Annotated in this window: 18 protein-coding genes; 6 read left to right on the forward strand and 12 right to left on the reverse strand. The window is 64.4% G+C overall.

What is annotated here, in order from left to right; genetic code table 11:
• The first annotated feature begins 20 nt into the window (after positions 1-20).
• Together KRX52_RS16950 and KRX52_RS16955 are read left to right on the forward strand one after the other, a co-directional pair.
• Positions 21-395, forward strand: a complete 375-nt coding sequence (locus KRX52_RS16950) for a septal ring lytic transglycosylase RlpA family protein (RefSeq protein ID WP_217682907.1) — start codon at positions 21-23, stop codon at positions 393-395.
• A 102-nt stretch (positions 396-497) separates the two neighbouring features.
• Positions 498-1,583: a calcium/sodium antiporter gene (locus KRX52_RS16955; RefSeq protein ID WP_217682908.1), complete on the forward strand. Its 1,086-nt coding sequence runs from the start codon at positions 498-500 to the stop codon at positions 1,581-1,583.
• 53 nt (positions 1,584-1,636) lie between these two features.
• Here the strand turns inward: KRX52_RS16955 and KRX52_RS16960 are convergent, their stop codons facing one another.
• The 3 genes from KRX52_RS16960 to KRX52_RS16970 form a co-directional block, all read right to left on the reverse strand.
• Positions 1,637-2,578 carry an AEC family transporter gene (locus tag KRX52_RS16960; protein ID WP_217682909.1) on the reverse strand — a complete coding sequence of 314 codons (942 nt, stop codon included), beginning with the start codon at positions 2,576-2,578 and terminating at the stop codon, positions 1,637-1,639.
• 226 nt (positions 2,579-2,804) lie between these two features.
• Positions 2,805-3,365, reverse strand: coding sequence for a response regulator transcription factor (locus KRX52_RS16965; RefSeq protein ID WP_217682910.1), 561 nt, complete (start codon positions 3,363-3,365; stop codon positions 2,805-2,807).
• Between the two features lie 28 nt (positions 3,366-3,393).
• Positions 3,394-4,650: an ATP-binding protein gene (locus KRX52_RS16970; RefSeq protein WP_217682911.1), complete on the reverse strand. Its 1,257-nt coding sequence runs from the start codon at positions 4,648-4,650 to the stop codon at positions 3,394-3,396.
• A gap of 168 nt (positions 4,651-4,818) precedes the next feature.
• On the opposite strand from KRX52_RS16970, the gene KRX52_RS16975 reads away from it, so the two are divergent.
• The gene (locus KRX52_RS16975; RefSeq protein WP_217682912.1) at positions 4,819-5,532 is read left to right on the forward strand and encodes an SIMPL domain-containing protein; all 714 of its coding nucleotides are present in this window, start codon (positions 4,819-4,821) and stop codon (positions 5,530-5,532) included.
• Between the two features lie 172 nt (positions 5,533-5,704).
• Here KRX52_RS16975 and KRX52_RS16980 read toward each other — a convergent pair whose 3' ends face one another.
• Positions 5,705-7,093, reverse strand: coding sequence for a PhoH family protein (locus tag KRX52_RS16980; protein WP_217682913.1), 1,389 nt, complete (start codon positions 7,091-7,093; stop codon positions 5,705-5,707).
• 283 nt (positions 7,094-7,376) lie between these two features.
• On the opposite strand from KRX52_RS16980, the gene yaaA reads away from it, so the two are divergent.
• Together yaaA and KRX52_RS16990 are read left to right on the forward strand one after the other, a co-directional pair.
• Positions 7,377-8,156: a peroxide stress protein YaaA gene (gene yaaA, locus KRX52_RS16985; RefSeq protein ID WP_217682914.1), complete on the forward strand. Its 780-nt coding sequence runs from the start codon at positions 7,377-7,379 to the stop codon at positions 8,154-8,156.
• Positions 8,157-8,176: 20 nt separating this feature from the next.
• Positions 8,177-8,638, forward strand: a complete 462-nt coding sequence (locus KRX52_RS16990) for a multidrug transporter (protein WP_217682915.1) — start codon at positions 8,177-8,179, stop codon at positions 8,636-8,638.
• A gap of 19 nt (positions 8,639-8,657) precedes the next feature.
• Here the strand turns inward: KRX52_RS16990 and KRX52_RS16995 are convergent, their stop codons facing one another.
• From KRX52_RS16995 to KRX52_RS21020, 8 genes are all read right to left on the reverse strand, one after another.
• Positions 8,658-9,146: a phosphate-starvation-inducible protein PsiE gene (locus KRX52_RS16995; protein ID WP_217682916.1), complete on the reverse strand. Its 489-nt coding sequence runs from the start codon at positions 9,144-9,146 to the stop codon at positions 8,658-8,660.
• 86 nt (positions 9,147-9,232) lie between these two features.
• Positions 9,233-10,273 (reverse strand): acyltransferase family protein, encoded by a 1,041-nt coding sequence (locus KRX52_RS17000; RefSeq protein ID WP_217682917.1) that lies wholly within the window; start codon positions 10,271-10,273, stop codon positions 9,233-9,235.
• A gap of 90 nt (positions 10,274-10,363) precedes the next feature.
• The gene (locus tag KRX52_RS17005; RefSeq protein WP_217682918.1) at positions 10,364-11,767 is read right to left on the reverse strand and encodes a sulfatase-like hydrolase/transferase; all 1,404 of its coding nucleotides are present in this window, start codon (positions 11,765-11,767) and stop codon (positions 10,364-10,366) included.
• 51 nt (positions 11,768-11,818) lie between these two features.
• Positions 11,819-12,706, reverse strand: a complete 888-nt coding sequence (locus tag KRX52_RS17010; protein ID WP_217682919.1) for an ABC transporter ATP-binding protein — start codon at positions 12,704-12,706, stop codon at positions 11,819-11,821.
• Complete coding sequence (locus tag KRX52_RS17015) at positions 12,703-13,536, reverse strand: hypothetical protein (protein ID WP_217682920.1); 834 nt, start codon at positions 13,534-13,536, stop codon at positions 12,703-12,705. Before KRX52_RS17015 ends, KRX52_RS17010 begins: the two co-directional genes overlap by 4 nt.
• A complete protein-coding gene (locus KRX52_RS17020) occupies positions 13,533-14,333 on the reverse strand; it encodes an ABC-2 transporter permease (RefSeq protein WP_217682921.1) in 801 nt (266 codons plus the stop codon). Before KRX52_RS17020 ends, KRX52_RS17015 begins: the two co-directional genes overlap by 4 nt.
• Before the next feature lie 64 nt (positions 14,334-14,397).
• A complete protein-coding gene (locus KRX52_RS17025; RefSeq protein WP_217682922.1) occupies positions 14,398-14,850 on the reverse strand; it encodes a hypothetical protein in 453 nt (150 codons plus the stop codon).
• Positions 14,851-14,868: 18 nt separating this feature from the next.
• The gene (locus KRX52_RS21020; RefSeq protein WP_217682923.1) at positions 14,869-15,060 is read right to left on the reverse strand and encodes a type IV pilin protein; all 192 of its coding nucleotides are present in this window, start codon (positions 15,058-15,060) and stop codon (positions 14,869-14,871) included.
• 231 nt (positions 15,061-15,291) lie between these two features.
• On the opposite strand from KRX52_RS21020, the gene pilB reads away from it, so the two are divergent.
• Complete coding sequence (gene pilB, locus KRX52_RS17035) at positions 15,292-16,992, forward strand: type IV-A pilus assembly ATPase PilB (protein WP_217682924.1); 1,701 nt, start codon at positions 15,292-15,294, stop codon at positions 16,990-16,992.
• Position 16,993 lies beyond the last annotated feature (1 nt).

The raw sequence follows: 16,993 nt of genomic DNA on the forward strand, positions 1-16,993 counted from the left end.
ATTTTCCGGAGCCCCGACACATGCGCCGAGCACTGCCCACCCTCCTCCTCGTCCTGCTGGCCGGCTGTGCCAGCCGCGACCAGGCCCCCGCCCCCGGCGACTACCGCGCCGAAGGGCAGGCCTCGTACTACAGCAGCCGCCACCATGGCCGGCGCACCGCCAGCGGCGAACGCTTCAACATGCACGCACTGACCGCTGCCCATCGCAGCCTGCCGTTCGGCAGCCAGGTCAAGGTCACCAATCTGAACAACCAGCGCAGCGTGGTGGTGCGCATCAACGACCGCGGCCCCTACGCCCACGGGCGGATCATCGATGTCTCGCGCAAGGCGGCCGAACGCCTGGGCATGCTGGGCAGCGGCGTGACGCAGGTACGCCTGGAGCGCCTGCCCGACTGAACCGGCAACGCAGCACGCGGTAACAATCGGCGCTGACCCGGGGCTGGCAGCGCGGTGGCAAAACGCTAAGCTGGCGCAAAACTTGTCCAGAGCATCCCCGCCATGACCCTGATGACCTTCGTCCAGCTGCTCGCCGGCCTGATCCTGCTGGTCGCCGGCGCCGAAGTACTGGTACGCGGCGCCGCGCGCCTGGCCGCCCAGTTCGGCATTCCTCCGCTGATCATCGGCCTGACCGTGGTCGCCTTCGGCACCAGCGCCCCGGAAATGGCAGTCAGCGTGCAGTCGGCCTTCGCCGGCCAGGGCGACATCGCCGTCGGCAACGTGGTCGGCAGCAACATCTTCAACGTACTGTTCATCCTCGGCCTGTCGGCGCTGATCACGCCGATGCTGGTATCGCGCCAGCTGATCCGCTTCGACGTGCCGATCATGATCGGCGCCAGCCTGCTGGCCTGGTTCCTGGCCATGGACCAGCACTATGGACGTCTCGATGGCGTGCTGCTGTTCGGCGGCGTGCTGGCCTACACCGGCTTCCTGATCGTCGGCAGCCTGCGCGCGCGCAACCACGGCGCCAGCGAGGAGTTCGAGGATGAATACGGCCTCCAGGCGCCGGCCGGGCGCTTCGCCAGCCTCAGGCACTTGGCGTTCATCGCCGTCGGCCTGGCCCTGCTGGTGTACGGCTCCGGGCTGCTGGTGGACGGCGCGGTGAGCCTGGCCAAGGCGCTGGGCCTGTCGGAACTGGTGATCGGCCTGACCATCATCGCCGCCGGCACCTCGCTGCCGGAGGTGGCCACCTCGGTGATCGCTGCCCTCAAGGGCGAACGCGACATCGCCGTGGGCAACGTGGTTGGCAGCAACATCTTCAACCTGCTGGCCGTGCTCGGCCTGGCCTCGCTGGTGTCGCCGACGCCGCTCGGCGTGTCGGCCAACGCCATCGCCTTCGACTACCCGGTGATGATCGCCGTGGCCATGGCCTGCCTGCCGGTGTTCTTCGCCGGCTACTGCATCCGCCGCTGGGAAGGCGCGCTGTTCTTCGCCTACTACCTGATCTACACCGCCTGGCTGGTGATGCACAGCACCGATGCGCCGGGCCTGGCGATGTTCAGCCAAGCGATGGCCTGGTTCGTCTTGCCGCTGACGCTCGTCACCCTGCTGGTGATCGGCGGGAGGGCATGGCAACAGCAGCGCTAGCCAGCGCCCTCCCTGCCGGGTGCGTCATGCGCACCCCAGCGGCACCATCGTCCTCAGATCCAGCCCAGCGCGGCCAATACGAACAGGCCGAGGTTGATGCTCAACACCGCGCCCAGCGTGGTCAGCACGATGATCGACGCCGCCAGCTGGTGATTAGCGCCCACCGCACGGGCCATGACGAAGCTCGCCGCGGCTGTCGGGCTGGCGAAGTAGAGGAACAGGATGCCCAGCTCGCGTCCGCTGAAGCCGCACAGCCAGGCGCCGAGGGTACACAGCAGCGGCAGCCAGACCAGCTTGAACAGGCTGGAGCCCAGCGCCAGCGCGCTGCCCTCGCGAATCGAGGCCAACGACAGGGTGCCGCCGATGCAGATCAGTGCCAGCGGCAGGGTCATCTGCGCGAAGTAGCCGCCGGAGGTCAGCAGCCAGTGCGGCAGGGCTATCTCGAACCCGGCCAGCGGCAGCGCCGCCAGCACGCTGATGATCAGCGGATTGCTCAACACGCCCTTAAGCAAACTCCAGGGGTCGGACTTGACGCCCGGACTGTAGAGCGCCAGCACGATCACCGACAGCACGTTGTAGGAGAGGATCACCACCCCGGCCAGCACGCTGCCGAGCGACAGGCCGTAATCGCCGTAGAGGCTGGCGGCCAGGGCCAGGCCGACGATCCCGCAGTTGCCGCGAAAGCCCCCCTGAGTGAACACCCCGCGTTCGGCATACGGCACGCGCCACACCGCCCAGCCCCAGACCAGCAGGAAACTGCCCAAGGTCGCCAGGACGAAATAGCCGAGCAATACGGGCTGCAGGGCCGTGGACAGGTCGGCGCGGAGGATGCCGAGAAACAGCAGGGTCGGCATGGTGGCTTTGAACACCAGCGCCGAGGCGGTATTGATGAAGGCGTCGTCGATCCAGCCAAGGCGCTTGAGCAGCACACCGAGAAACAGCATGGCGAACACCGGCGCGGTGACGCCGAGGGTTGCGTGGAACTGGGCAAGCATGGGGGCATCCGGATGGCGCGAGAGGACGCCATCTTAACAGGCACTGCCGGACGATTTGCTTGGCCAGCGCCAGCAGGGCGCCGCTTCGGCTAGCGGCTAGCGGCTAGAGCGCCGCGCCGGCAGGAGGCCGTGCACTGGCGAGCCGGCACGGCGCCAAGGCATCACCCGCAGGCTGGGCGCGGCGGCTGGGTGCCGTCCGCCACCGCCCCCCATCAGCGCATCTGGCTCAGCGCCGCACCGGGCGCTTCTGCAGTTTGCGCTGCAGGGTGCGCCGGTGCATGCCCAGGGCGCGGGCGGTGGCGGAGATGTTGCCGTCGTGCTCGGTCAGCACGCGCTGGATGTGCTCCCACTGCAGGCGATCCACCGACATCGGATTGTCCGGCACCAGGCTGTCGAGGTCGGCATGCTCGGAGAGCAGCGCCGCCAGCACGTCGTCGGCGTCCGCCGGCTTGCACAGGTAGTTGCAGGCACCGCGCTTGATCGCCTCCACGGCGGTGGCGATGCTCGAGTAGCCGGTGAGGATCACCACGCGCATCTCGGCGTCCAGCTCCAGCAGCTTGGGCAGCAGGACCAGGCCGGAGTCGCCGTCCATCTTCAGGTCCAGCACTGCATAGTCGGGGATGTCGCGTTCGGCCAGCAGCAACCCCTCTTCCGCCGAGTTGGCCACCGACACGCGCAGGCCGCGCCGGCTCATGGCGCGCGCCAGCACGCGGGTGAAGGTCTCGTCGTCGTCCACCAGCAGCAGATGCGGCTGTTCTTCCGTATCGAACAGGGCTTCTTCGCTCATTTCATTCCTCGCAGGGCAGGATCGGCGTTCAGGCGACGCCGTAATTGCGCGGCAGTCGCAACTCGGTCAGCGTGCCGCCCTCTTCGTGGTTGTAGAGCTTCACTGTACCACCGACGCGGGTCACGCTGGCTTGGCTGAGGAACAGGCCGAGACCGAAGCCCTTGCCCTTGGTGGTGAAGAACGGCTTGCCGAGCTGCTCGGCGATCGCCAGCGGTACGCCGACGCCATGGTCGCGAATGCTCAGGCAGATCTCCCGCGCATCCCAGTCCAGGCGGATGTCGAGCTGGTCCGGACAGGCATCCGCGGCATTGTTCAGCAGGTTGAGCAGCGCCTGGCTGAGGTCGGTCGGCGGCATCAGCCGCGGCGGCGTGCCGACCCCCACGCACTGGTAGCGATAGGTCGCCTCCGGACGCATCAGGTGCCAGCGCTGCAGCACCGCCTCCAGCCATTCGCGGGCGGTCTGTTCGCTGACCGACTGGCGGCGCTCGGCCTCGGCCGCGCGCACCAGCTGCTGCAGCGTCTCCTTGCACAGCTTGACCTGCTCCTGCAGCAGGGCCAGGTCCTCCTGCAGCGCCGGCTGGTCGCGGTTTTCCTGGCGCAGCTCCTTGAGCAGCACGCTCATGGTCGACAGCGGCGTACCCAGCTCATGGGCCGCGCCGGCGGCCTGGGTGGCCACGGCCAGCAGCTGCTGATCGCGCATGCCCTCCTCGCGGCGCTGGGCGCGCAACTGCTCCTGGCGACGCAGCTCCTCGGCCATCTTGGCGACGAAGAAAGTCACCAGCGCCGCCGCCAGGGCAAAGCTCAGCCACATGCCATAGACCAGCAGGCTTTCCTGCGGCCCGGCCGGCAGATCCAGCGGATGCGACCAGACCAGCAGCAGGGTGTAGCTGGCCAGCGCCAGCCCCGCCAGGGTCAGGGTATGCAGCCAGGGCAGGGTCGCTGCGGCGATGGTCAGCGGCACCAGATAGTAGGAGACGAAGGGATTGCTCGAGCCGCCGGTGTAGTACAGCAGCACGCTGTGGATGACCAGGTCGCAGCCCAGCTGCACCGCATACTCCAGCTCGGTGACCGGCCAGGAGGCGCGCAGGCGCAACGCCGTGAAGATGCTGAGCAGCCCGGAGACGCCGAGGGTGATGCCCAGCTCGGTCCACGGCAGAGGCAGGCGGTCGGACCACCAGGCGAAGCCCACCGAACCGGCCTGGGCAGCCAGCACGAGCAGACGGATAAGGACCAGCCGGCCGAGGTTCTGCAGGCTGGCGGAGAGTAACTGGACGGGTGCTTGCATAAGTGATTCCGAGGACCGGGGAAAAGTATAACCAGTGCCCGGGGGTGGATGCTGCGGCAAATACGCGCGCTGCCCTGCGCCACGGAACCCAGGCCGCCGACTCCGGTCCACCGCTGCATGGCCGGCTATCCTTGTCGGCAATGCCTCAGCCCCCGACAGGAGTCCCCCATGCCCACCCTGCCCCGCGTCTCCGCCCTGCTCGCCTTGGGCGCCAGCCTGTGCATCCTTCCGGCCCTGGCCGATGAGCCACCCCGTTACAACCAGATCAGCCTGCGCGCCGAGGTCAACCGCGAGGTGGCCCACGACCGCATGCACGTCATCCTCTACCGCGAGGCACAGCACAGCGACCCGGCGAAGCTGGCGATGCAGATCACCGACACCCTCAACCGCGCCATGGCTCGCGCCCGCACGGTCAAGCCAGTCATGGTCAGCCTCGGCAGCCGCCAGAGCTTCCCGGTCTACGACGACCAGGGGCGCAAGGTCGTCGCCTGGCGCGAACGCGCTGAGCTACGCCTGGAAAGCGCAGACTTCGCCGCCCTGGCCCAGCTCAGCAGCGCACTGCTCGACGAGCTGCAAATGGCCGACATGCACTTCAGCCTGTCCAGCGACAGCCGCAAACAGCACGAGGACCAACTGATCAAGGAGGCCGTGGCCGCCTTCAAGGCCCGCGCCCAACTGGTCAGCCAGGCCATGGGCGCCAACAGCTACAAGCTGGTGCGCCTCGACCTCAACGCCAGCGGCGCACCGCGACCACCGCTGATGCGCGCGACCATGGCGATGAAGGACATGAGCATGGAGCGCGCGCCAGTGCCGCAGATCGAGGGCGGCAACAGCGAACTGGCGGTCAACGCCGACGGCGTTATCGAGCTGCAATTGCCCTGACCACGCACAAGCATCGGTAGAAAATCGCTGCACGAGTTTTCTACCCTACGGTGCAGTTGCGGCGGCGCGTGGGGTAGGCAACTCGCACCAGCGATTGCCTACCATCCAGCCACCGCGCAGGGAGTTGGTCGAAAATCGCTGTGCGCGTTTTCGACCCTACGCACCCTCAGCGCTACAGATGCGCCTCCGCATACTCCGCCAGCACCGAGCGCGGCACGCCCTGCAGGGTGATGTGCACCCCCTGCGGGAAGTCCTTGAAGCGCTCGGTCAGGTAGGTCAGCCCGGAGCTGGGGGCCGACAGGTAGGGCGTATCGATCTGCGCCAGGTTGCCCAGGCAGATCACCTTGGAACCGTTGCCCGCGCGGGTGATGATGGTCTTCATCTGGTGCGGTGTGAGGTTCTGGCACTCGTCGATGAGGATCAGGCTCTGCTGGAAGCTGCGCCCGCGGATGTAGTTGAGCGATTTGAACTGCAGCGGCACCCGCTGCAGGATGTAGTCGACGCTGCCATGGGCGCTCTCGTCGTCCATGTGCAGCGCCTCCAGGTTGTCGGTGATGGCGCCGAGCCACGGCTCCATCTTCTCCGTCTCGGTGCCGGGCAGGAAGCCGATGTCCTCGTCCAGCCCCTGCACGCTGCGGGTGACGATGATGCGCCGGTAGCGCTTGCTGACCATGGTCTGCTCGATGGCCGCGGCCAGCGCCAGGATGGTCTTGCCCGAACCGGCCGCCCCGGTCAGGTTGACCAGATGGATGTCCGGATCGAGCAGCGCATACAGCGCCAGCGCCTGGTAGATGTCGCGCGGTTTGAGGCCCCAGGCTTCCTGGTGCAGCAGCGGCTCCTGATGCAGGTCGAGCAGCAGCAGCTGGCGCTTGTCGACCTCCTTGACCCAGCCGACGAAGCCCTGCTCGTCGAGGATGAACTCGTTGACGTGCACGTTCGGCAGGCTGCCGTTGAGCTGCACGCGGTGCAGGGTACGACCGATCTCCTGGTAGGTCTCGACCTTGCCGACCTTCTGCCAGAACGAGCCGCTGACCTCGTGATAGCCGTGTGGCAGCAGCGCCACGTCATCCACCAGCTGGTCGGTGTGGTAGTCCTCGGCCGCCACGCCGCAGGCGCGCGCCTTCAGGCGCATGTTGATGTCCTTGCTGACCAGCACCACGCCCACGTCCGGGCGCCGGCCCTGCAGCTCCACCAGCTGGTTGATGATCTTGTTGTCGTTGAGGTGCTCCGGCAGGCCACTGAGAGCGGTATCCAGCCGGCTCATGAGGATCGACAGACTGCCGCGCGGCGCACTCTTGCCACGCTGGATCGGCACGCCCTGCTCGACCTGCTCGGGCGAAGCCTCGCCGAGCAGCTGATCGATCAGGCGGATGGCCTGGCGACACTCGGCCGCCACGCTGTGCTTGCCGGTCTTCAGATGATCGAGCTCCTCGAGCACGGTCATCGGGATGGCCACGTGATGCTCCTGGAAGTTCAGCAGGGCATTCGGATCGTGAATCAGGACATTGGTATCGAGCACATACAGCCGGGGATGCGTGGTCTTGCTGGCGCGTTTATCCATGGTCGGTCACCTCAATCCTGTCGGTCATGCGACGGAATGCCCGCAGGCGCTCCGCCATCAGGGGCCGCCGTCCCGTTGTGCTGCAACAACTCGCGGCGACCTGTCCCCCACATAGCGTCCCAACGATTACAACCAAGTTACCACCACCGAACTGCTGCTCCCCCCTCGTGAAGTGTTGCCGATTTGAGTCTAGTCGCCCGCCTGCCCTCTGAGTGCAGTGCCTGAACGGCCATGCACCTTGAGCCTACTGCTAGAATCGCGCGACAGCCAGAGGAGACCCGCAATGCTGATGGTGATTTCCCCCGCCAAGACGCTCGACTACACCACCGCGCCGGTGACCACACGGCACACCCTGCCCGAGCACCTCGCACACTCCGTCGAACTGATCGCCCAGCTGCGCGAACTGACCCCGGCGCAGATCGCCGAGCTGATGAGCCTCTCCGACAAGCTCGCCGGCCTCAATGCCGCGCGCTTTGCGCAGTGGTCGCCGGAATTCACTCCGGAGAACGCCAAGCAGGCCCTGCTCGCCTTCAAGGGCGACGTCTACACCGGGCTGGATGCCGAAAGCTTCGGTGAAGACGACTTCGACTTCGCCCAACAGCACCTGCGCATTCTCTCCGGCCTGTACGGCGTGCTGCGCCCGCTCGACCTGATGCAGCCCTACCGCCTGGAAATGGGCACCAAGCTGGCCAACGCCCGCGGCAAGGACCTCTACGCCTTCTGGGGCGAACGCATCAGCGGCTGGCTGAACCAGGCCCTGGCCGAGCAGGGCGACGACATCCTGCTAAACCTCGCCTCTACCGAGTACTTCGGCGCGGTCAAGCGCAAGGCGCTCAAGGCACGGATCATCGACACTGAGTTCAAGGACCTGAAGAACGGCCAGTACAAGATCATCAGCTTCTACGCAAAGAAGGCCCGCGGCCTGATGGCCCGCTACGTAATCCAGAACCGCCTGCGCGATCCCGAGGCGCTCAAGGACTTCGATCTGGCCGGCTACTCTTACGCCCAAGCCCAGTCGAGCCCGGACAAACTGGTGTTCCTGCGCGACGGTGCCGAAGACTGACACTGGCACGAGGAGCCCCCATGCTGATCGGCGCCCTGCTCACCTTCACCTGGCTGGTTCTGCTGGTCCGCTACCCGAGCCGTGCGCTGGCGATCTCGCTGGCTGCTCTAGTCGGCCTCGCTCTGCTGGCGCTCGCTGTGCTCTGGCAGGACAGCCGCGAGCAGCGCCGCCTCGAACATCTCGAACTGAGCTTGGCGCTGGACGCCAGCTGCCCCGCCGACCTACCGCTGCGCGCGAGGCTGCGCAACGGCAGCGATGCCGTGCTGCACGAGCTGCGCTGGCAGGTGGGCGCCTACCAGCCTGGCGACAGCATCAACCTCGCTGCCCTGCACTACGACAGCCCGCACTACCGCGTCCCGCAGGCACTCCTGCCCGGCAGCGGCTGGCAGGAGTGCCTGCCGCTGCCGCCGCTGCGCCCGGGCTATCGCGCCAGCTCGCTGGAGTTTCGTGCCGAGCAGCTGCGTGGGCGATTTGGCGAGTGAATCACTCGCCGGCTGCCACTCAGGACTGATCGCCCAAGCTCGCCGAATCGCCCACCTTGCTGCGCCCCGGCACATTCGCTGGCGGCGAGGGGAACTTGGTCGAGGCGTAGCGCACCACCAGGGTGGCAATCGCCAGCAACAGGATCGCCCCGCAGACCATGACGATGCCCATGTTCGGCTTGTGGTTGTGCTGGATATCGCCGATCAGCAACCGGGTCAGCGCGGTGATCGCCACGTAGATCAGGAAGCGCACCGGCATGTGGTTGGTCTTGAAGTAGATACCGACCATCGCACCCAGCTCGAGGTAGATGAACAGCAGCAGGATATCGTCGATGGTCGCCTGGCCGCGCTCGAACATGCCGAGAAAGGTATGCCCCGCCGCCCAGGCCACCGCCCCGCCGATAGCGAACAGCGCCAGATAGTGGAAGCCCTCCACCAGTAGGTTGCCCAAGGCATCGGCCTGGTGGTGCATGGCGTGGCGCAAGCGCTCGGCCCAGTGCGGTTTCATAGTGGTGACTCCCCCGGAAATTTGGATGAGAGAATCAGGCCACAGGCGGAAACGGCATGGCAAGCTCGCAGCAGTCGGGCTTGGCACTAAGCGGCTGCCGAAACCCAAATCCTCCCCCCGGCCTTGCGCCAGCGGCGGATCGGCCGCTCGATCAAGTGATGACTGAATACCGCAAGAATGAACGTCGCGCCCGTCCCCCCCAGCAGGACCACCCACCACGGCTGCTGAAGCTTCAGGTACTCCATGGCCGGGTAATGGAACAGATAAAGGCCATAGGACAGCTGGCCGACATACACCAGGGGCCGCCAGGCGAGCGTCCTGCCAAGCAATCCCTGCGGACGGCAGTGCAGCCAGAGCAGCGTGAACAGCACGGCCGCCTCGACCGGCGGCAGACCGAAACTCAACCGGCCCTTATCATTGGTCGGATACAGTACAACTGCAACCAGTGCCAGCCAAGCCAGCACCAACCAGCGGCGTCGCAGCAACCGCTCCGACACCGGCAGGCCACGACCGATCCAGATGCCCAGCCCGGCACCGAGCAACAGGCCGCTGATGCGCATGTCGAAGCGGTAGTAAGCTTCGCTGCTATCCATGCTCCACAGTTGCAGGGCAGCTAACCGCCACAGCCCAACCAGCAAGGCGCCGGCAAGCAACACCGTCAACGCCGCACACTGGCTCCTTAGCGCCAGCAAGCCGAGCAAAGCCAACGGCCAGAGTAGATAGAAGCGCTCCTCGATGCCCAGCGACCAAGCATGAATCATCTTTTCCGGCCCCATGCCGAATACCAGTGCCAGATCGGCCTGGTAAATCAGTACCGTGACCCAATCGCGAACATGGAAGTAGTAGTCCGGCCACAGCAGCGGTGCGAAAACCGCATAGAGAAGCAGCAAAATCAATAACGGTGGAGTCAGACGCAGCAACCGCTGGCGATAGAAACGTCGCAGATCAAGAGCCCCGCCGGTTTGGTGCTCAGCCAGCAAGATACGGGTAATCAGATAGCCGCTGAGGACGAAGAACACGTCCACCCCGACATTGGCCCCCGGGAAAATAGGCACCTGCGCATGGAACAACAGCACCAGCAGGATGGCGACGGCCCGCAGGCCGTCGAGTGCCGCGCAATAGGGCATAGCTATCGTTCCTTCCTGTCACGCCTTCAATGCTGGCAAACCTGGCACTCTTGCCAACGGCCCGACCAGTAACCCTACGCCATCAATCCATCAATCGACGACGACAGCGAGCCACGGAACCTGTCCATATTCAAACATGGCCTTATGATTCTGGCTTTCGATCATAAGCGGCCGGTGATCACCAACCAGCAGGACATGCACGCCACGCATCGAGTCATCACGTAGCAAACGCCCCAGCCCATCAAAGAACTGCGCCTGCAACTTGAGATGGCGGCAAGCCCGCGAATCGGCGGCAATGGAAAATTCCGCACAATCGAAGGCATCAACCCGGATATCCCTTGCGTCATACATGGAGTGCGAATTCAGGGTGAGCCAGTACAGGAAGCGCTTACCATCTGCGGAAAAGTAATCGGCAACCTCTGCCATCATGTCGAGGTCGCAGGCGCCCGGGAAGGAATGGCAACGAGTAGGCCAGTTCCGACTTTCGTAAAAGATGCTGTCCTCGAACCCTGCCCGCGGATACCAGTCGCGCCGATCGTACATCAGGCTCACCGCCCCATGCATCGCTAAGGTTCTATAATCCTGGGCCTTCAACCGGTTGGGCAGGCAGTTCTCGAATCCATGCAGCACGGGAGCTAGGTTGAAGTGATTCGGTGCAAGCTGGCAAAGCTCGCGCAACTCGCCGCCGACGGTGACGCCATCGAAGGGCAATACCCCCTGCCCGAAACGGGCGCCAGCCAGCGCCCGCAAGGGCTTGAGCAAGGCCGTCTGGATCTCCGGCTGGCGCGGCACTCCCCAGGACTCGACAACGACCAGGAGCAACCGATCGGCAGGACCCTGCTCCCCCTGCAAGGCACTCCAGGAAGATACGGCGCTAGCATCCGCGGGGATTGACGTGAAAGGTTCGCCATCCTGCTGGACATTCTCGAGAAACTTGCTGCTGCGATAGTCCAGAAAGTTCTGCAACTGGCTGGCAACAGGATAATCGCTGGAGAACTTCCAGATATCGTGCGGCTGATCAGAAGGCCCAGCTCGTACATCCATCAGGTAGAGCAACACCATCGCCCCAAAGATCATGGCCGCGAATCGTTCATTGACCTTGTCGCCGAATCTGTAGAGCGCCAGGCACTTCAACAGGACGAGCAGCACGACGAGCAGCGCAATCGCCTGATAATTACCGGAAGACAGCAGGAAAAACTTGCTCAAGTAGAGTATGTCGCCCAGCCGGACCACGGGAAAAATCTGTCCGGAGATCAACAGCAGATCGACCACCATGAGCAGCAGAAAACCCAGGACGCCGATCCTCCTGAGCCCGGCCAGCATCAGGAAAATCGGCAAGCAATAGTCGAGATTGACATAAGGGCGGCCCACGCCGGCAAAGAACGCCAGCATGCTGAAGAGCGCATTCGGAAGCAGCAGGAACAGCAGGGCTGCCCAGGCAATTCCCGAAAAATCGAAAACGCGAGCCTTGCCCGCCACTCCCTGTTCCGACACAACATCTCTCCCTCGGATCACTGGACCAGAGCCGGAATGACCTGGCCGTACTCACACCGCCTCGCTGGCGATACTGTCGAACAACTCCTCCAGGGAATTCTGCGGATGGGCATTGAGCAGGGTACCTCCCGCAGCGGCGATGGTCGCCAACACCGCCGGTACCTGGGAGCGCTCACAGGCGCCCTTCCAGATCATCCGAGCATCCTCAGCAAAGCCCGGCAACCCGGTGGCGCCGTAGTAGCGCACCACTAGGGTGTTCTGGCTGGCCAGCATGTCGGCAATGCTCTGCTGGGCGCGGAGGCGGCCCTTGTGGATCATCACGAAACGGTCGGCCAAGCGCTCCACGTCGTGCAGGATGTGCGTGCAGAAGAACAGCGTACCACCGCCCTGACGGTATTCCTGCATCAGGTCGGCGACCTGCCGGCGGCCGATGGGGTCGAGACCGGACATCGGCTCGTCCAGCACCAGCAGTTGCGGCTCGATGGCGAAGGCGTGGGCCAGCGCGGTGCGCTGGGTCATGCCCTTGGACAGATTGCGGATGCGCTTGTCTGCCGCATAGGCGATGTCCAGGCGCTCCAGCCAGTGCTCGGTGCGGCGATGGTTCTCCGGCCCCTTGATGCCATGCAGGCGCAGGCCGCTGCTGACCACTTCGCGCGGGGTCAGTTGCTCGTACAGGTAGGGGTTTTCCGGCACATAGCCGACGCCCCGCCGCGAGCGCGGATCTTCCGCGGCGCAGCCCATCAGCAGGGCCTGGCCGGCATCGGCGCGCAAGGCGCCGAACAGGATCTTGATGCTGGTGCTCTTGCCGGCACCGTTCTGGCCGATGAAACCTACCGACTGGCCGACCTCGACCGTAAAACTCACATCATCCAGGGCCTTGATGGACTTGCCCTTGCTCTTGAAGGACTTGTGCAGCCCTTGCACCTCGATCGGTTTCATTGCGAATCCTGCTTCTTCACGTGATCGGCCAGCTGCGGCTGGCCCTCGGCGGACAACAGATAGCCCAGTTGCAGAGGATCCTCGGGCAATGCCTCAAGCCCGGCATGACCGATCAGATCTTCCAGCCGCGACGGCACCCGGCCCTGGCGCTGGCGATATTCGCCGGCCGCCTCGCGCAACTTCTGCAAGCCCTGCAGACGCACGATGCGCGCAGCCAGCAGGGCGCGGAAGTTCTCGTCCTTGCTCTGCTCGAACATGGCAACCAGGATGTTCAGGGCGATCGCCGGATCGTCGCCGCGCTCGTACCATTTAGCTGCCATGTCGCGCAAGGCCGCGGCGTTGCGCGGATGGCGCTCTGCGGCAACCTCGGCCCAGTGGCCAGCCTTGTTCATGTCGTGCTCGAAGTACATGGCGTTGAAGGCATAGTAGAACGCTGGCCACATGTCCCACTCGCGGCTTTGCGCTGCCTTGAGCAATACGGTCTGAGCCGCTGCCACCTGGCCGTTCCACGGCAGGATGGCCGCAGCGACGTAATAGTTGTCCTCATGCCGCGGGTTGAAGAAGGCCGCATCGGCCTGCAGCTGGCCCTGCACCCGGTAGGTTTCCTGCTCGGTCACCCGCGCTTCCACCATCAGGCTGCGGAACACATTGAGGTTGGCGGCCAGGAAGGGATCGCCGGCCGAATAGGCCAGTTGCACCGGAATCGGCAGGCGCACCCGCAGCAGCTCAGCGCCGGCATCCGGCCTGGGATGATCGCGCAGCAGCAGGCCGGTCGCGGCGAAACCCGCCCAGGCCAGCAGCATCACCGTCAGAGCGAGCAGGGTTCTCATGTGAAGTTGCGCCGCTGGAAGATCACGATGGCCAGCGCCAGCAGGGCGCCGATATAGGCCAAGGCATTGAGTAGCGCCAGGCCCATCGCGGCTGGCTCAACCGGCAGGCCGTAGAGCGCCAGCACGCGCCAGTCCAGGCGGGACAGATCGGGCAGCCAGACGTAGGCATGCTCCAGTAACGGCCCGAACAGGCTCTGGTGCAGCGGGTCGGAACGTTCGCCGCGCAGGTAATCGATGGTCGGCCCCAGGCCGCGCGCCGCCAGCGCGAAGGCCAGGCCGAGCAGGAACGGCAGGAACGGCGTGGTCGACAGGGTCGCCAGCAGCAAGGCGAAGGCCGCCACTACCAGCACGTCAAGCCAGATGCCCAACAGAACCAGCCAGTAGGGCCAGCCCAGCGCCGGCGGGCGCAGCTGCGGGTATTCGGAGCCGAAGAAATACAACAGCCCCCAGAATACCGCGCCGATGAACAGCAGGCTGGCGCCGCCAAGCAGCGCCACAGCAAAGAAGCGCGACAGCAGGAACTGGCGCCGGGAAATCGGGTAGGCCAGCATGAAGTACACCGACTTGCGCTCGATGTCGCGGGCCAGCAGGTCCTGGACCCAGACCAGCACCATCAGCAGCAGGACGATGCGCATTCCACTGAAGGCCACGTCGAGGGTCACCGTCAGTTGCTGGCGCCCGGAAAAGTTGCCGGCCAGCAAGGCGGCGCCGAGCAGTGCCAGGGTCACCAGCAGCAGGATGCGGAAGCCCAGGCCGCGCAGCCCCATGCGCACCCCCAGGCGGGTCAGTTCGAACATGCCTTTCTCCACAAAAAACAAGCCCCCAAATGGGGGCCTGTCTGGACAGCAACTTTTTGGTAAATCAAGCACCAGAAACAGTACCGCAGCCGTTGGCTGCAGCCAAATTAATTACGCCAGCTTTAATCGCGGCAGCTGCCAGATTCGCGGTGGTCTTGGGAAGCGGATCACCACACTGGGCAACGCTGCCACCGACGGAAGATCCGGTGAACACGGTATAGCCCTTGTTGGAGCCGGCAGCCACGCCCATGCTATTAGTAGCAGCGCTGTCAATTACACCGGCAACCACGTTGGCCGACAGGGTGGCCTCGAAATCGTTCTTGACGAAACCGGCACGGCTGGCAATGGCCAAGATATTGATCTTGCGAGCCAAGTTGATATCGGTAGTCACACTACCGATCCCTTTGTAAGTTCCCGCAGCCAGCTGAACGTCGGTAGTAGTGGCGGAGCCGCTAGCATTGGCAACTGCAGAGACAAAAGCGCTGGCGAACAGGGTCGCGGCAATAATCTTTTTCATCGCATGAATTCCCTTCAATTAGTTGGAGTTGGCGATGCCGCCGGTCAGGATGTTACGGGCATCGGACTGGGCCGACTTGTCGTAGCCCTTGGCCTGGTAGTCTTGGAACTGTGGGATGGCCACGGCAGCCAGGATGCCGATGATGGCAACCACGATCATCAGTTCGATCAGGGTGAAGCCCTTCTGGGCCTTTTTCTGCAGGTCTTTCATGGGAGGCTCTCCTTGAAAAGTGGGTCGGTCTGTTGGACCTGAATGGATCAATGCAGGTGGCGTGCCAACTTTTGCAACCGCCCATTCCGCGGGCTGCAGCACGCCCACACCGGATCAACAGGTCGACACCGCGGCAGGATGTGCCGTTTTTTGTCACACCAAACGCAGGGATTTGGCAGCCAGGCGTCAGTACGCTATAAGGCAGCCACCGGATTAGCAGGTTGCCTCTCCATGAACGACTCCATCGCCCTCACCGGCCTGGCCCGCCAGCTGGTATTCGCCGAGCTGCTCGATGCCAAGACGGCGCAGCAGGCCCAGGCCGAAGCGCTGCGCAACAAGATCCCGCTGGTCAGCCATCTGGTGCAGAACAAGCTGGTCAAGCCGCGTGCGCTGGCCGAGATGGCCGCCGAGCAGTTCGGCCTGCCGCTGCTGGAACTGAAGGCGCTGGACAAGGAGCAGCAACCCAAGGAGCTGGTCAGCGAGAAGCTGATCCGCCAGCACCGGGTGCTGCCGCTGTTGCGCCGCGGCAACCTGCTGTTCGTCGGCGTCTCCGACCCCACCAACCAGCAGGCCATCCGCGACGTCCAGTTCAGCACCGGGCTGACGGTGGAAACCCTGCTGGTGGAAGACGACAAGCTCGGCGAAGCCATCGACAAGTTCTTCGATAGCGGCGCCAGCGGCATGGAAGAGCTCAGCGATGTCGATCTGGATGGCGTCGAAATGGAGCAGGGCGGCGAAAAGAAGGAGGAAGCGGCGGCCAACGAGGCCGACGACTCGCCGGTGGTCAAGTTCGTCCACAAGATGCTGCTGGACGCGATCCGCGGCGGCGCCTCCGACCTGCACTTCGAGCCCTACGAAAAAAGCTACCGAGTGCGCTTCCGTACCGACGGCATTCTCTTCGAGGTCGCCAAGCCTCCACTGCAGCTGGCCAGCCGCATCGCCGCGCGCCTTAAGGTGATGTCGGCCATGGATATTTCCGAGCGACGCAAGCCCCAGGACGGTCGGATCAAGCTGAAGGTTTCCGCCAACAAGGCCATCGACTTTCGGGTCAACACCTGCCCGACGCTGTGGGGCGAGAAGATCGTGATGCGGATTCTCGACCCGACCAGCGCGCAGATGGGCATCGACGCCCTGGGCTACGAGGAAGTGCAGAAAGAGCTGTATCTCAAGGCGCTGAGCCAGCCGCAGGGCATGATCCTGGTCACCGGGCCCACCGGCTCGGGCAAGACCGTGTCCCTGTACACCGGCCTAAACATCCTCAACACCCCGGACATCAACATCTCCACCGCCGAAGACCCGGTGGAAATCAACCTGGAAGGCATCAACCAAGTCAACGTCAACCCCAAACAGGGCATGGACTTCACGCAGGCGCTGCGCGCCTTCCTGCGCCAGGACCCGGACGTGATCATGGTTGGCGAAATCCGCGACCTGGAAACCGCCTCGATCGCCGTCAAGGCGGCGCAGACCGGCCACATGGTGATGTCCACCCTGCACACCAACAGCGCCGCGGAAACGCTGACGCGACTGCGCAACATGGGCGTGCCGTCGTTCAACATTGCCACCTCGGTCAACCTGATCATCGCCCAGCGCCTGGCCCGCCGCCTGTGTCCAGCGTGCAAAAAGGTCCACGACATTCCGCGCGAAGCGCTGCTCGAGGAAGGCTTCCCGGAAGAGCAGATCGGCAAGTTCAAGCTCTATCAGCCGGTCGGCTGCGACGCCTGCAAGGGCGGCTACAAGGGCCGTGTCGGTATTTATGAAGTGGTTAAAATCACGCCAGCATTGCAGCGGATTATCATGGAAGAAGGCAATTCCATAGAGATCGCGAGCAAAGCACGCGAGGAAGGCTTCAACGATCTGCGCACCTCGGGCCTGCTCAAAGCCATGCAAGGCATGACCAGCCTCGCGGAAGTCAACCGTGTGACCAAGGATTAAC

This window comes from Geopseudomonas aromaticivorans (assembly GCF_019097855.1).
In the GTDB taxonomy this organism is placed as follows: domain Bacteria; phylum Pseudomonadota; class Gammaproteobacteria; order Pseudomonadales; family Pseudomonadaceae; genus Geopseudomonas; species Geopseudomonas aromaticivorans.

Bases quoted from the DNA above. Each gene is read 5' to 3' on its own strand.
- KRX52_RS16950 (WP_217682907.1), top strand. From the start codon at position 21: ATGCGCCGAGCACTGCCCACCCTCCTCCTCGTCCTGCTGGCCGGCTGT.
- KRX52_RS16955 (WP_217682908.1), top strand. From the start codon at position 498: ATGACCCTGATGACCTTCGTCCAGCTGCTCGCCGGCCTGATCCTGCTG.
- KRX52_RS16960 (WP_217682909.1), bottom strand. From the start codon at position 2,578: ATGCTTGCCCAGTTCCACGCAACCCTCGGCGTCACCGCGCCGGTGTTC.
- KRX52_RS16965 (WP_217682910.1), bottom strand. From the start codon at position 3,365: ATGAGCGAAGAAGCCCTGTTCGATACGGAAGAACAGCCGCATCTGCTG.
- KRX52_RS16970 (WP_217682911.1), bottom strand. From the start codon at position 4,650: ATGCAAGCACCCGTCCAGTTACTCTCCGCCAGCCTGCAGAACCTCGGC.
- KRX52_RS16975 (WP_217682912.1), top strand. From the start codon at position 4,819: ATGCCCACCCTGCCCCGCGTCTCCGCCCTGCTCGCCTTGGGCGCCAGC.
- KRX52_RS16980 (WP_217682913.1), bottom strand. From the start codon at position 7,093: ATGGATAAACGCGCCAGCAAGACCACGCATCCCCGGCTGTATGTGCTC.
- yaaA (WP_217682914.1), top strand. From the start codon at position 7,377: ATGCTGATGGTGATTTCCCCCGCCAAGACGCTCGACTACACCACCGCG.
- KRX52_RS16990 (WP_217682915.1), top strand. From the start codon at position 8,177: ATGCTGATCGGCGCCCTGCTCACCTTCACCTGGCTGGTTCTGCTGGTC.
- KRX52_RS16995 (WP_217682916.1), bottom strand. From the start codon at position 9,146: ATGAAACCGCACTGGGCCGAGCGCTTGCGCCACGCCATGCACCACCAG.
- KRX52_RS17000 (WP_217682917.1), bottom strand. From the start codon at position 10,273: ATGCCCTATTGCGCGGCACTCGACGGCCTGCGGGCCGTCGCCATCCTG.
- KRX52_RS17010 (WP_217682919.1), bottom strand. From the start codon at position 12,706: ATGAAACCGATCGAGGTGCAAGGGCTGCACAAGTCCTTCAAGAGCAAG.
- KRX52_RS17015 (WP_217682920.1), bottom strand. From the start codon at position 13,536: ATGAGAACCCTGCTCGCTCTGACGGTGATGCTGCTGGCCTGGGCGGGT.
- KRX52_RS17020 (WP_217682921.1), bottom strand. From the start codon at position 14,333: ATGTTCGAACTGACCCGCCTGGGGGTGCGCATGGGGCTGCGCGGCCTG.
- KRX52_RS17025 (WP_217682922.1), bottom strand. From the start codon at position 14,850: ATGAAAAAGATTATTGCCGCGACCCTGTTCGCCAGCGCTTTTGTCTCT.
- KRX52_RS21020 (WP_217682923.1), bottom strand. From the start codon at position 15,060: ATGAAAGACCTGCAGAAAAAGGCCCAGAAGGGCTTCACCCTGATCGAA.
- pilB (WP_217682924.1), top strand. From the start codon at position 15,292: ATGAACGACTCCATCGCCCTCACCGGCCTGGCCCGCCAGCTGGTATTC.